This is a genomic window from Ruicaihuangia caeni, from assembly GCF_029952955.1.
GTDB classification, from domain to species: Bacteria; Actinomycetota; Actinomycetes; order Actinomycetales; family Microbacteriaceae; genus Ruicaihuangia; species Ruicaihuangia caeni.
The window spans coordinates 349,172-362,996 of sequence record NZ_JASATX010000002.1; the positions used below are offsets into that span (position 1 = coordinate 349,172).

The following is a 13,825-nucleotide window of genomic DNA, read 5'->3' on the forward strand; positions in this document are numbered from 1 at the left end:
CACAGTTCGAGGGGGAACTCATGGCCACGATTCTCAATGTCGGCGAAAGCATCGCGCAGTCGCCGCCCACTGCGCTTCCCGCGTGGACGAACGCGCTCATCGGGCATCTCAACACCGGCACCGTCATCCACAGCGGGGGCGGGGAGCTCGACGGAGCCTGGCACTCGCAGGACAGCGACGAACTGCTCGTGGTGATCGAGGGCGCCTGCACTGTCGACACGATCGACGGCCCCACCACGCTCCGCAGCGGCGATGTGGCGCTCATCAGCGCAGGGGAGGCGCACCGGGTGAGCACGCAGGCGGGAACCAGGCTCGTGGCGGTCGAAGCGGCATCCGCTCGTCGTACACCGCTCAGCGACCCCACCTTCGTATGACCCCGCGCCTCGTCGCGCTCCTGGCCGTCTTCAACGACGCTCGCTACCTCGCCGGTTGGCTCGACCGCGTCGGCTCGCAGGTCGACGCCGTGGTGGCGCTCGACGACGGCAGCACCGACGCCTCACGAGAGCTGCTGCGGGCAGCGCCGTGCGTCACGCGCTTGCTCACCGTCGACCCGGCCGAAAAGGTCGGCTGGAACGAGCCCCTCAATCGCGAGCGCCTGGTGCGAGCGGGCCAGGAGCTGAAGGGCGAGTGGTTCATCGCCTTCGACGCCGACGAGCGGCCTGAACGGCGACTCTGGGAGCGGATGCCGCAACTGCTCGCCGACGCCGACCGGCACGGCATTGACGTGCTCGACTTCGCCCTGCGCGAGGTGTGGGATGAGCCCGATCATTACCGCAGCGACGGACTCTGGGGTCTCAAGCGCAAGGCGGCCGTGTTCCGAAATCTCGGCGACGACCACGAGTTCGACCCCGCGCAGTGGCATGGCGAGTGGTATCCGATGCAGTGCCACGGCACCGACCGCATCCAGAAGGTCGACTTCGACCTCTACCACCTGAAGATGCTGCATGCCGATGACCGCCGCGCACGCATGGAGCGCTACCAGTCCGTCGACCCGGATGCCGAGTACCAATCCGTCGGCTACGACTACCTCTGCGACGAGTCGGGCCTGCAATTGACGAAGATCACCCGTGACCGCGCCTACTGAGTCGGGCGAACCGGAGCCCGTGCGCGGCGCTGCGCAGCAGCGGGACGTGTCGGCTTCGCCCGCCTCCGCGCTGGTGCCGGCGCGAGCCATCGAGCGGCCGACGGCCGGCGACCACGGGCATCGCGCCGGCTTCGCGGCTCTCTTCGCGGGCATGGCGATCGCCGTGCCCGGCAGCGCTCACCTGATGCTCGTATGGGGAACGCCTGCGCCGCTCACGGGCGCGGCCCTCGCCGCGTCAACGCTCGCAGGAGTCGCGGGGGCGCCCCTCTGGGGCCGGATGGATGACCGGGCACCCGGGCGGGGAATGCGTGTCGCTGGATTCCTCGCCGCGAGCGCCTGCGCCGCGCTGGCCGTCATCGCGACGGCACCCGCCGCGACCGCATCGAGCCCCGCGGAACTCGTGCTGCCGCTGCTCTTCGCGAGCGTGCTGGTCGTCTTCGGCTTCTCGGCCGGCGGAGTGGAGCCCTTGTTGTCAGCGCGGCTCCAGCGCGCTCGACGTCTCGCGGGTTACTCCGGCATCCGAGTCTTCGGTTCGATCGGCTGGATCGCCGGCCTCGCCATGGCGACGACCGCATTCGGCATAGCGGCGCCCGCGGCAGCGTTCGCGGTAGCGGCCGCCTGCTTCGCAGCGCTCGCGCTCTCCCGCACCGCTGCCACCACCGCCGCGCGCCGCACCCAAGTACCGCCCAGCGGGCGCATCGTGCTGTTCGTCATCATCGGGTTGCCTGTGCCGGTCTCGGCGTTCGTGCTGACGTTGTTCTCGTCGACGGCGGCCGCTGAGCTCGGGCTCGTGGTGCCATCGCTGCCGTTCGTCACGTTGATGGCGCTCGCCGTCTTCGAGGTCCCTGCCTTCCTCATCGTTCACGCGCTGCGCAGACGACTCACCCCGATCGCTGCGTATGCGGCGTCGCTCACGGCACTCGTCGCCGCCTGGATGCTCATCGTCGTCTCGTCCGAGCCGCTGGTGCGGGGCGCAGGAATCGCCGTCTACGCCCTCGCCGTCGCGTTCTGGGCGAGCGCGCAAGTGACCATGGTCGCGTCGCTCGCCTCAGAAGCGGTGGCGGCGCTCCGCCAGGCGACGGCGGCATCGCTTGCGAAAGCCTTGAGCGCAGCACTCGGCGGGCCCGTCATGGGGGCGCTCATCGATGCGGCCGGGGCCGGCGCTGCGGCCTGGTCGCTCGGCTGCGCCGGTCTCGTCTCGCTCGCCGCGCTCGCGGTTGTGGCCGCGACCGGTGCCGGGGCCACACGGCCAGCGCAACGACACGCGACCGAGACCGAACGACCACTGACCGAACGACCACAGACCGAACGACCACTGACCGACCAGTCACAGATGAGGAAGGTGCACGATGACCACCGTGCTCGATGATGTCCACGCGCTCGACGGAATCTCACGACGGCTCGCAGATCGCGACCGCCGTTTCGTCGCCAGACCGACCACCCGCATCCCGCTCGCAGTGCGAAGCGGAGAGGGCGCGCACCTGATCGATGAGGACGGCCGGCGCGTGCTCGATCTGACTTCTGGCTGGAACGTCGCGAACGCCGGCTGGAACCACCCTCGCATCGTCGCCGCGGTTGTGGAACAGGCGAAGGAACTGGCGTTCGCGCCGCCGTGGTGCACACACGATGCCCGCTCGCGCGTCGCCGAACGTCTCAGCGGCATGCTCTCGACCGCTTCCGGTGTCGACGGCGAGTTCAAAGCCCTGAGCGGCGCGACGGGCAGCGAAGCCGTCGAAGCGGCGCTCAAGGTGGCTCGTCGTGCCACCGGTCGGCAGGCGACCGTGGGGTTCACCGAGGCGTATCACGGCGGAACGCTCGGTGCGCTTCAGGCGGGGGGTGTGCCCCAGGTGCAGGGCGTCGACGTGCCGACCTCTCAGTTCCACCGGCACGCGCCGATTCCCGACATGCTGCGCGCGAACGGCCGCGACTACGCTGCCCTGGTGCGCGAGGCGCTGCTCAGCGGCCCGCCGCCCGCGGCGATTCTGCTCGAACCCGCCTTCACCAACCCCGGAGTGATCCACGGTGATCGCGAGTTCTACCAGGCCGTGCAAGCGGCGGCGCGCGAGGCTGGGGCGCTGCTGATCATCGACGAGGTCGGTACCGGCTTCGGCCGCATGGGCCACACCTTCGGGTTCGAGCACTGGGGGCTGCAACCGGACATCGTGGTCGTCGCCAAGGCGCTCACCTCAGGAGCCGTTCCCATGGCCGGCGCCCTCATGCGGAGTGAACTCGCCGACGCCGTGTCGGGCCCCGGGTTCTCGTCGACCTTCGGCTGGGTGCCGCTCGCCTGCGCAGCCGCCACCGCCTCGCTCGACGTGCTCGAGGACGAGCAGCTCGCGCTGCGAGCCCGTCACCTCGGAGAGCTGGCGCTGGAGCGCCTGCGACCCCTCGTTGACGCGCACTCGAGTATCGCCGCCGTGCGCGGTATCGGGCTCGAGCTCGGCATCGAGTTCACCGACGAGTCGGGCGATCCGCTGCCGCGGCCGCCGATGGAGACCCTCACCCGCCGGCTGCTGCAGCGCGGCATCTTCGCCGAGCCCTCCGCGTACACCTCGACCCTTCTCCTCATGCCGCCGCTCGTGATCGACGAGGCCGAGTGGCTCGGCGCGCTCGACACCATCGCCGAGCAGATCGGCGAGATGGCCGAGGCGGGTGAGTTCGCATGATCGGCGGGCGCATCGGCATCGTCGGCCTCGGCGCGATGGGCGGCGGCGTCGCGCGTTTCCTGTTCGAGAGCGGGCGCGACACCATCGAGTACGACGCGCTCGAGTCGACGCGCGCGCGAGCGCGGGATGCCGGGCGTCCCGTCGCAGCATCCATCTCGGAGCTGTGCACTGCGGCCGACTGGGTGTTCCTGTTCCTGCCCGGGCCCACCGAAGTACGCCAGGCCGTCGACGCGATCCTCGCCGCTGACGGTACTGTGCGCGGCGTCCTCGACTTCACGACGAGCGACCCGACCGTCAGCAGAAGCGTCGCCGCAGAGCTCGCGGCATCCGGAATCGACTACGCCGATGCCGGTGTGCTCGGCAACCCGCCCCTGGCACGCACCGGATCGCTGCTCCTGCTGCTCGGCTGCCCCCAAGGCAGCGACCTCGCCGCGGTCGCCGAACTCGTGAGCAAGCGCTGCTTCTTCCTCGGTGAGACCGGCGCGGGACACGCAGCGAAGCTCGCGGCGAACGAGTTGTTCACAGCACAGGTCGCGGCCATGGCTGAGGCGATGACGCTGCTGCACCGCCTCGGGGTCGACCAGGAGGTCTTCCTCGACGCGCTCGGTGCGACCGGCGGCCGTGGGGTCGGGCTGGCTGATATCGGCCGCACCATGCTCCAGCCGCCCGAGGAGGCGGGGTTCGCCCTGCGTCTGGCGGCGAAGGACCTCGCGTTGCTGTCGGTGCTCAACGAGCAGGCCGAGGCAGGGCTGGCCGTCGCGCCCGCGCTCGCCGGGTTGTTCGCACGGGCGGCGAAGCACGATCCGGATGCCGACTACACGGCTGTGTACGGTGAGCTCCGGCGCTCCGCCGGCGCCGTGCCTGCCGAGGCGTGAGGCGACACGGTGTCGGGAGTCGCGATGCGTGAGCGTGCGGATGAGGGACAGGGACTGCTTCCCGTCTCTGCCGTGCACGAGGGGGAGATGCACGGGGGCGGGCTCGCGGAAGTGGCGGGGCTCGAGGCGATCGACGCGATCGTGTTCGACATGGACGGCGTGCTCGTCGACACCCCGTCGGTGCACCGTGGCGTGTGGCTCGACTTCGTGCGCGATGCGCCGTGGGATGAGCTGCGCGCCTTCGCGCCAGGGGCGACGGGGCGGCGCTCGCGAGATGTGCTGGGTGAAGTGCTGGGGCATCGTCTGCCCCCGGCCGAGATCGACGCGATCGTCGCCGGACTGCACGAGCGCTTCCTCGAGCGCAGCAGAGGCGTCGACCTCGTCTTCCCGCAATTGAGTCCAGTGCTCGACGACCTCTCCGCGGCGCTGCCGTTGGCTGTGGCGACGAGTGCGCCGCCGCATGTGGTCGATGCGCTGCTCGGCCCGCTCGCTCACACGTTCGCCGGCATCATCACGGGTGCGGACTGCACGCACGGCAAGCCTCACCCCGAGGTGTATCGGCGTGCGGTGTCACTGCTCAGGCATCCTGCCGACCGCGTGCTGGCGATCGAAGACACCGTTGTGGGCGTCACGGCGGCGGTCGCTGCCGGATGCCGGGTGTGGGCGGTCGACCATCAGGGCGCCGGCGGGTTCACCGAGGCCGGGGCCGAGGCGGTCGCCGGAAGCGCTGGGGAGCTCGCGGTGATGCTTCGAGCGATTCTCGATGCACCACGGCATGGAGGTTCCGGCCGCTGAGAGGCCCTTGGTGCTCAGGCGTCGAGCTTGCGGCTCTGCACCGCGCGGTAGGTGCGGTGCAGGGCCGAGAGCGACTCGTCGTACGCGCGCTGGGCGACGCCGATGAAGAGGCAGTCGACCACCATGAGTTGCGCGATGCGGCTGCCGAGCGCTCCCGAGCGGAACTGCGTCTCGCGAGCGGCTGTCGTCAGCAGGATGTCGGCCTCCTCGCCGAGCGTCGACCCGCCGAAGTTCGTGATGGCGATGGTGGTCGCGCCCGACTCCTTTGCGATGCGGAGTGCATTCACAGTGTCGATCGTGGTTCCCGAATGCGAGATGGCGATGCAGACGGCCTTGTCATCCAGCAGTGAGGCCGCGGTCCACGCGGAGTGCGCATCGCGCCAGGCGAACGCCGCGAAGCCGATCCGGATGAGCTTCTGCTGCAGGTCGGCGGCCACGAACGCGCTCGCGCCCACGCCAACGATATCGATGCGCGAGGCGCCGGCCAACGCACTGATGGCGGTTTCGAGCGCTACGACATCGATCGCCTGCGCGGTGTCGCCGATTGAGAGCGTCTCGTTCATCGCCACTTTCGCGATGATGTCGGGCAGCGTGTCGGTGCGGTTGATGTCGCTCGACATCTCGGGCGGCGCATTGCGCTCGAGGGTCTCGCGAGTCGATTCACGCGTGAGGTCGATGCGCAGCTCGCGGTAGTGGTCGTACCCGAGCCTCTTCGTGAAGCGCACGACGGTCGTCGTCGACGTCGAGCACGCCTCCGCGAGATCGGTGATCGAGAGCGACGCGGCCTGCTCAGGATGCTCGAGAACGAACTCGGCGATGCGCCGCTCGGATGGGCGCAGCGAGGGCACCGCAGCGCGGATCCGCACGAACAGGGTGCGGGAATCGGTCACGGTGCGAGCACCAGCCTTTCTCGGCGCATTCGCTGCTCGACCGGGTCGGGTACCGGGGCAGATGCGATCAGGCGACGAGTGTATTCCTCTTCGGGAGCGCGCAGGATCTCCTGCGTGGTTCCCAGCTCGACGAGTCGGCCGCTGCGCATGACGGCGATGCGGTCCGCGAGCAGCTCGACCACTGCCAGGTCGTGCGTGATGAACAGGCAGGAGAAGCGCAGCTCGCTCTGCAGCTCACGGATGAGGTCGAGCACCGAAGCCTGCACCGAGACATCGAGCGCGGATGTCGGCTCATCGGCCACCAGGAGCTTCGGCTTGAGCGCGAGGGCTCGCGCGATGCCGATCCGCTGGCGCTGGCCGCCAGACAGCTCGTGCGGGTAGCGGTTGCGCCAAGCCGCGGGAATGCGAACGCGGTCGAGCAGTTCCCCGACGCGTCGATCCAGTTCGGCGCCGCGAGCGGTGCGGTGCACGCGCATGGGTTCGGCGATGCTGTCACCGATCGAGCGCCGCGGGTCGAGCGAGGAGCCCGGATCTTGGAACACCATGGCGATATCGCGGCGGAGCGGCCGGAACTTCGCCGGCGAAAGCGCGGTCACGTCGGTGCCGTGCAGCAGGATCCGTCCGGATGCCGCCGGCACCAGCCCGACGGCGCAGTTCCCGAGCGTCGACTTGCCCGACCCCGACTCGCCGACGAGTCCCACCACTTCGCCGGCGGCAACGGTGAGCGACACGTCGTCGATCGCTCGGAACGGTTCCTTGCCGCGCGATCCCGGGTACTCGACCACGATGTTCTCGAGCACGAGCGCCGGCTCGGTCGCCGCATCGCGGGATGCGGTGCCGGCATCCGGAGAGGCGTCGCGCTCGTTCGTCTGCAGGGTCTGGCCCAGGTGGGGAACCGCCGCGAGCAGCGCCTGCGTGTACTCGTGCTGGGGCGCTTCGAACAGTCGGTGCACCTCGGCCTCCTCGACCACTTCGCCGTTGCGCATGACCACGACCCGATCGGCGAGGTCGGCGACGACCCCCATGTCGTGCGTGATGAGCAGGATCGCCATGTCGAGCCGCTCGCGCAGTGAGCGAAGGAGCTCGAGGATCTCGGCCTGCACGGTCACGTCGAGCGCGGTGGTCGGCTCATCGGCGATCAGCAGCTTCGGCTCGCACGAGATCGCCATGGCGATCATGGCGCGCTGGCGCTGTCCGCCTGAGAGCTGGTGGGGATAGTGGTCGACACGAGTCTCGGGGGAGGGGATGCCGACCATGCCGAGCAGCTCGATCGCCCGCTTGCGGGCCTCGGCCTTCGACAGCGGCCGGTGCAGTCTCAGCGTTTCGATGATCTGTGCGCCGACGGTGTGCACCGGGTTCAGCGCGGTCATCGGCTCCTGGAAGATCATCGCGATCTCCTCGCCGCGCAGCGAACGCAGCTCGCTCTCCTTGGAGCCCAGCAGGTCGCGTCCGCGCCACCGGATGCTGCCGTTCGCCCGCGCGTTGGAGGCCAGAAGGCCGAGCACCGAGAGCGAGGTCACCGATTTTCCCGAGCCCGATTCGCCGACGACAGCGACGACCTCACCCGGGTGGACCTCGAGCCGGACCTCGCGGATGGCGGATGCCGTCGAGCCGCCCATCGCGAACTCCACGCTCAGGTCGTCGATGGTCAGCAGCGGACCCGCGGCGCCGAGCGCTGTGCTCTTGGCGGTCGTGTCTTGCGTGGTCGACGTCATCGGCGGCCCTTATCTCTCTTCAGTCGCGTGAACCGTGTCACTCGGGACGGTCACCCAAGGATAGGAAAAAGAATTACAAGAAAACAGTAGATCGGGAAAATTATTTGCGCTAACGTGCCTTTCAGTTCGGTACTGCCGCCTTGCACCGTACCGATGTCGTTCTGCGACGAACCATTCGATAGCGGAGGTAACAATGACGTTTCGCCCATCCCGGAAGCGAGCTGGTCTCGCCATTCTCGCGGGCCCGGCAGCGCTCGCGCTGATGGTCACCGGGTGTTCCAGCGCAAATGAGCCTGACCCCCAGTCGACGAGCGGCTCCGGCACGCTGGTCGCCGCGATCACGGCCGACCCCGACACGCTCTTCCCCTGGAAGGCCACGCAGTTCCAGGCCGTCAACGTGCTCGAGAACATCTACGGCACCCTCACCCAGTTCGACGATGAGCTCAACGTCGTGCCCGGCCTTGCCGAGAAGTGGGAGCCGTCGGAAGACGGGACCCAGGTGACGCTCACGCTGCGCGACGGCGTGACCTTCCACGACGGCAGCGAGTTCGACGCCGACGATGTGAAGCACTCGCTCGACCTCATCCGCGACGAGGCGACCGCCGCGGTGGCAGCGGCGAGCATCGGCTCGGTGACCGACGTGGAGGTCGTCGACCCGCTCACGGTGACGCTGACCCTGTCGGCGCCGGATGCCGGTCTGATGGCGAATCTCGCCAACGTCAACGTGGCGATGCTCTCCTCCGACGACACCGAGGAGGACCTCAACACCGAGCCGAACGGCACCGGCGCGTTCGTCTACGTCGACCGCACGCCCAACCAGTCGATCAAGCTCGAGGCCAACGAGGACTACTGGGGCGACGCCGCATCGCTCTCCTCGCTCGAGTTCCGCATCATCGCCGACGAGACGTCGATCGTGTCGGCGCTGCAGTCGGGTGATGTGCAGTTCGCGGTGCTCAACGACCCGCTCGTCGCGAAGACCGCGGAGGGCTCCGGGATCTCGGTCGTGGGAACCCCGCAGCTGAGCTACCACGCGCTGCAGCTCAACGCGACGAAGGGTGCGCTCACCGATGTGAACGTGCGCCTCGCGATGCAGTGCGCGATCGACCGGCAGCAGGTGCTCGACACCGCCGCCCTCGGCGAAGGCGAAGTGACCGGCCCGATCACGTCACCCGCGTTCAAGTCCGACCCCGAGGCGCGCCCGTGCCCCGAACGCGACCTCGACAAGGCCAAGGAGTACCTCGCGAAGGCGGGCATGGCTGACGGCGTCACCGTGAAGACCATCGTGTCGCAGGGCTCGTACGCCACCTCCGTGAACGAGGCGCAGAACCTGCAGGCGCAGCTCGCGGAGGCCGGCATCACCCTCGACCTCGAGGTGCTCGAGGCGGGCGCGTACGTCGACCGCTGGATCGCGGCCGACTTCGAGGCCGCTGTCGCGCTCAACGGCGGGCGTCCTGACCCCGACGGCATGTACGGCCGCTACTTCCCGAGCACGGGCAACCTCAACCAGGTCGCCGGCTACAACTCGCCGGAGCTCGACGCGCTCTTCGCTGAGGGCAAGGCGACCATGGACGCCGACGAGCGCAAGTCGATCTACGACGAGATCTCGCAGCACCTCGAGGACAACGCGGCGTGGATCTGGCTGTTCACCAGCTACACCTACACCGCGACGACCGACACGGTCGACGGCTTCACGCCGATGGCCAACGGGTCGCTGCAGAACCTCCGCTCCACCACGGTCAGCAACTGACCCGAGATCCGGCGAACCCGGTGCCGTCTGACGACTCCACAGACGGCACCGGGGAGCCCCGGTTGGAACCATGAGAACCATCACCCGCCACCCCATCGCCCGAAAGCTGGCAGAAGCGGCGCTCACCCTTCTCGGGGTGGCCGTGCTCGTCTTCGTCATGCTGCGCGCGACTCGCGGCGACCAGATCAGCGCCACGCTGGGCATCGAGGCCGCCGCGCTGACTCCCGCCCAGCGAGCGGCGCTCGAGGCGTACTACGGCCTGGATCAACCGCTCGTCGTGCAGTTCTTCTCGTGGCTGGGCAATGTCGTGACGGGCAACCTCGGCTACTCGTCACGGTCGCGCCAGTCGGTGCTCGAGATGACGGCCGACTCGTTGCCGATCACCTTCGAGCTGGCCGTGCTCTCGATCATCATCGGCCTGCTCATCGGCGTGCCGCTCGGCATGCTCTCGGCCTCGCGCGCCAACTCGCTCCGTGACGCGTTCGGTCAGACGGTCGGCCTCGCCGGCCTGTCGATCCCGGCATTCCTGCTCGGCTCGACCATGCTCGCGCTCTCGGCGTCCATGCTCGGCTACAACCCCAACGCTCGCGGCTTCGCGAGCTTCGCCGAAGATCCGTGGCTGAACCTGCAGCAGATGCTGATGCCGGCCCTCGTGCTCGGCTTCGGCCTGGCGGCGCCCATCATGCGCACCGCTCGCTCAGCCCTGCTCGAGGTGCGCTCCATGGACTTCGTCCGTACAGCGCGCAGCAAGGGCGCGGGTCCGGTCCGTGTGCAGTTGAAGCACGTGCTGCACAACGCGCTCGTGCCGATCGTCACGATGACCGGTCTGCAGTTCGGCTACCTGCTCGGGGGCGCGGTCGTCGTGGAGCAGATCTTCTCCATTCCCGGCATCGGCCGGCAGGTGCTCATCGGCATCCAGCAGAAGGAGTACGCCGTGGTACAGAGCACCGTGCTCGTCATCGCACTCAGCTTCGTGATCATCAACCTGCTCACCGACCTGCTCTACCGGGTCATCGACCCCAGGGTGCGTGCGCAATGAGCGCCGAGGTCACCGTCGACACCACGGCGCTGCAGGCGCCCGCGAAGGGCCGGGGCTCGGTGCTCGCCGGCATCCTTCGCAGCCCCAGCGGGCTGATCGGACTGCTGCTCACCGGAGCGGTCGTGACGCTCGGGCTGCTCTCCGTCTTCAACCTGCTTCCGTTCGACCCCATCGCGCAGCGCCCTGAAGTGCGCCTGCAGGGCCCGTCGGGCGAGCACTGGTTCGGCACCGATCAGTTCGGTCGCGACATCCTCTCGCGCACGGCGTCGGGCGTCGCCAACTCTTTGCTGATCTCAGTCGTGGCGGTCGCATTCGCCGCCATCATCGGCACTGCGGGCGGGCTCATCGCCGGGTTCTTCCGCGGCTGGTCGGACCGCTCGATCAGCGGTGTGACCAATGTGCTGTTCGCATTCCCGCCGCTGCTGCTTGCGCTCTCGCTCGCCTCGGCGTTCGACCGCACCTGGTTCACGATCGCGGTGGCGATCGCGATCGTCTACGCTCCGATCTTCGTGCGCGTGGCCAGGGGCCCGGTGCTGTCGCTCCGCGAAGCCGACTTCGTCCGCTCCGCGACCGTGGTCGGCATGCGTCGCTTCGCGATCATCTGGCAGCACATCCTTCCCAATATCGGCGCCATCGTCATCGTGCAGATCACGCTCTCGCTGTCGTGGGCGGTGCTCACCGAGGCGTCGCTCAGCTTCCTCGGGCTCGGCACGCCGCCGCCCGCGGCATCGCTCGGCGCCATGATCTTCGAGGCCCGCACACTCGTCAATTTCGCGCCGTGGACCATGTTCGCGCCAGGCGCCGTCATCATCCTGCTCGTCGTCGGGCTCAACCTGCTCGGCGACGGCCTGCGCGATGCGCTCGACCCGAGGAACAGAGGAACCAAATGACCCAGGCCGTCTCCGGTCTCGACACCCTCGTCACCGAGCTCGCCGACCCGCGTTTCGCTCGCATCGACGAACTCACGGTGCTCGAGCTGACCGCGCTGATGAACGAGCTCGACGCCGAGGTCGCGACCGCGGTGAAGCGAGCCGTGCCCGACATCGCCGCGGCGATCGAGGAGGTCGTCGCCCGCATGCGTCAGGGAGGCCGGCTCATCTATGTGGGTGCCGGGACCCCGGGACGAATCGGCGTGCTCGACGCATCCGAGTGCCCGCCCACGTTCGGCACCGACCCCGATCAGGTCATCACGCTCATCGCCGGTGGCGCGACCGCGATCGTCTCAGCGGTCGAGGGCGCGGAAGACGACGCAGACGAAGGCGCGGCCGCGGTCGATGCGGCAGGGGTCGGGCCGCTCGACAGCGTGATCGGCATCGCCTCGAGCGGGCGCACCCCGTACGTGATCGCGGCGGTGCGTCGCGCTCGAGAGCTCGGCGCCTTCACCGCCGGGCTGTCCTGCAATACCGACACCGAACTCGGCGCGGTCGCGGAGCGGTCCATCGAAGTCATCGTCGGACCGGAGCTCGTGGCCGGCTCGACTCGGCTGAAGGCCGGTACCGCCCAGAAGATGGTGCTCAACATGTTCTCGACCATCAGCATGGTCGGGCTCGGCAAGACGTATGGCAACCTCATGGTCGACCTCGTCGCGACCAACTCGAAGCTGCGCGAGCGAAGCGTGCGCATCATCACCTCCATCACCGGCAGCACTCGTGACCGCGCGCTCAGCGCGCTCGCCGAGTGCGGCGGAAGCGTGAAGCTTGCCGTGCTCATGCTCGAGCTCCGCGTCGATGCGAAGCAGGCGGCTCAACTCCTCGACGCGGCCGGTGGAAGGTTGAAAGCCGCCATCGCGAGCGGTCAGGAGGCAAGCGCGTGAGGGTTCTCGGTCTGATCTCCGGCACGTCCCATGACGGCATCGATGCCGCGATCGTCGATTTCCGGCTCGAGGGAGACACGCTGCACGGCACCGTCGAGCACACCGCCAGCACGCCCTACGCGGGCGATCTGCGCCGCCGGATCATCGACGCGCTGCCGCCCGCGCAGACGACCATGCGCGAAGTGTGCGAACTCGACACGCTGATCGGCCAGGCGTTCGCAGCAGCAGCGGAGAGCGCGATCGAGGGAGCAGCCGGCGCGGTCGACCTCATCTGCTCGCACGGCCAGACGATGTACCACTGGGTCGACGGCGATCGGGCGCTGGGCACACTCCAGCTCGGTCAGCCCGCGTGGATCGCGGAGCGCACTGGTATCTCGGTGCTCGCTGATGTGCGCATCCGCGACATCACCGCCGGTGGGCACGGGGCACCGCTGGTCTCGTACCTCGACACCCTGCTGCTCGGTGGACTGGGCGAGCCGGCGGCCGCGCTGAACCTCGGCGGCATCTCGAACATGACGGTGATCGCTCCGGATGCCGAGCCGTACGCGTACGACATCGGACCCGCGAACGCGCTGATCGACGCCGTTGTCACTGCGAACGGGATCGACGACGGTTTCGACCGCGACGGCGCCATCGCGGCATCCGGCACCATCGATGAAGCCCTCCTCGAGCAACTGCTCGAAGAGCCCTACTACCGCCTGCCGGTTCCGAAGAGCACCGGCAAGGAGCTCTTCAGCCCCGACTACATCGACACCGCGCTCGAGCGGTACGGACGACCGGTGCCCTTCGCCGATCTCGTCGCCACCCTCACGGAACTCACTGCGCGAACCGTCGCAGCCGATGTGCGGCGCGCCGGAGTCACCACGCTCGTGGCCTCTGGTGGCGGCTGCGCCAACCCGCACCTCATGAAGCGGCTCGAGCACGCGCTGCCGGGCGTGACGATTCGGTGCACCGACGAGTTCGGTGCTCCGGCCGGAGAGAAGGAGGCGATCGCCTTCGCCCTGCTCGGCTGGGCGTCACTGCACGCTGTGCCGGCGATCGTCCCCAGCTGCACCGGGGCGGGCCGCGCGAGCGTGCTGGGCGCGCTCACCCCTGGACGCGAGGGGTTCGTGGTGCCCGCGGCAGCGATCGCGCCTGCGGCGCTGGTGCTGCGGGCGCACTGAGCGAGCGTCTGAATTGAACCCGGCGATATCGGAACCGG

13 protein-coding genes are annotated in these 13,825 nt (G+C 68.9%); 11 read left to right on the forward strand and 2 right to left on the reverse strand.

Annotation, left to right across the window (positions count from 1 at the left end):
- Positions 1–20: 20 nt before the first annotated feature.
- From QF206_RS06745 to QF206_RS06770, 6 genes are read left to right on the forward strand one after another with little or no spacing between them, the layout of a single operon-like run.
- Complete coding sequence (locus QF206_RS06745; protein ID WP_281488442.1) at positions 21–374, forward strand: cupin domain-containing protein; 354 nt, start codon at positions 21–23, stop codon at positions 372–374.
- On the forward strand, positions 371–1,084 hold the full coding sequence (locus tag QF206_RS06750; protein WP_281488443.1) for a glycosyltransferase family A protein: 714 nt from the start codon (positions 371–373) through the stop codon (positions 1,082–1,084). Before QF206_RS06745 ends, QF206_RS06750 begins: the two co-directional genes overlap by 4 nt.
- A complete protein-coding gene (locus QF206_RS06755; protein ID WP_281488444.1) occupies positions 1,068–2,453 on the forward strand; it encodes a hypothetical protein in 1,386 nt (461 codons plus the stop codon). The genes QF206_RS06750 and QF206_RS06755 overlap by 17 nt, the downstream gene beginning before the upstream one ends.
- Complete coding sequence (locus QF206_RS06760) at positions 2,434–3,750, forward strand: aspartate aminotransferase family protein (protein ID WP_281488445.1); 1,317 nt, start codon at positions 2,434–2,436, stop codon at positions 3,748–3,750. Before QF206_RS06755 ends, QF206_RS06760 begins: the two co-directional genes overlap by 20 nt.
- Positions 3,747–4,625, forward strand: a complete 879-nt coding sequence (locus QF206_RS06765) for an NAD(P)-dependent oxidoreductase (RefSeq protein WP_281488446.1) — start codon at positions 3,747–3,749, stop codon at positions 4,623–4,625. Before QF206_RS06760 ends, QF206_RS06765 begins: the two co-directional genes overlap by 4 nt.
- Before the next feature lie 24 nt (positions 4,626–4,649).
- On the forward strand, positions 4,650–5,420 hold the full coding sequence (locus QF206_RS06770) for an HAD family hydrolase (protein WP_281488447.1): 771 nt from the start codon (positions 4,650–4,652) through the stop codon (positions 5,418–5,420).
- Positions 5,421–5,434: 14 nt separating this feature from the next.
- Here the strand turns inward: QF206_RS06770 and QF206_RS06775 are convergent, their stop codons facing one another.
- Together QF206_RS06775 and QF206_RS06780 are read right to left on the reverse strand one after the other, a co-directional pair.
- Positions 5,435–6,310, reverse strand: a complete 876-nt coding sequence (locus QF206_RS06775; RefSeq protein ID WP_281488448.1) for a MurR/RpiR family transcriptional regulator — start codon at positions 6,308–6,310, stop codon at positions 5,435–5,437.
- Positions 6,307–8,025, reverse strand: coding sequence for an ABC transporter ATP-binding protein (locus tag QF206_RS06780; RefSeq protein WP_281488449.1), 1,719 nt, complete (start codon positions 8,023–8,025; stop codon positions 6,307–6,309). The genes QF206_RS06775 and QF206_RS06780 overlap by 4 nt, the downstream gene beginning before the upstream one ends.
- Before the next feature lie 193 nt (positions 8,026–8,218).
- Here QF206_RS06780 and QF206_RS06785 point away from each other — a divergent pair, with 193 nt between their 5' ends.
- The 5 genes from QF206_RS06785 (at position 8,219) to QF206_RS06805 (ending at position 13,787) form a co-directional block, all read left to right on the forward strand.
- Positions 8,219–9,772, forward strand: coding sequence for an ABC transporter substrate-binding protein (locus QF206_RS06785; protein WP_281488450.1), 1,554 nt, complete (start codon positions 8,219–8,221; stop codon positions 9,770–9,772).
- A gap of 70 nt (positions 9,773–9,842) precedes the next feature.
- On the forward strand, positions 9,843–10,811 hold the full coding sequence (locus tag QF206_RS06790; protein WP_281488451.1) for an ABC transporter permease: 969 nt from the start codon (positions 9,843–9,845) through the stop codon (positions 10,809–10,811).
- Positions 10,808–11,701 carry an ABC transporter permease gene (locus QF206_RS06795; RefSeq protein ID WP_281488452.1) on the forward strand — a complete coding sequence of 298 codons (894 nt, stop codon included), beginning with the start codon at positions 10,808–10,810 and terminating at the stop codon, positions 11,699–11,701. Before QF206_RS06790 ends, QF206_RS06795 begins: the two co-directional genes overlap by 4 nt.
- Positions 11,698–12,624, forward strand: a complete 927-nt coding sequence (gene murQ, locus QF206_RS06800) for an N-acetylmuramic acid 6-phosphate etherase (protein WP_281488453.1) — start codon at positions 11,698–11,700, stop codon at positions 12,622–12,624. The genes QF206_RS06795 and murQ overlap by 4 nt, the downstream gene beginning before the upstream one ends.
- Positions 12,621–13,787: an anhydro-N-acetylmuramic acid kinase gene (locus QF206_RS06805; RefSeq protein WP_281488454.1), complete on the forward strand. Its 1,167-nt coding sequence runs from the start codon at positions 12,621–12,623 to the stop codon at positions 13,785–13,787. The genes murQ and QF206_RS06805 overlap by 4 nt, the downstream gene beginning before the upstream one ends.
- Positions 13,788–13,825 lie beyond the last annotated feature (38 nt).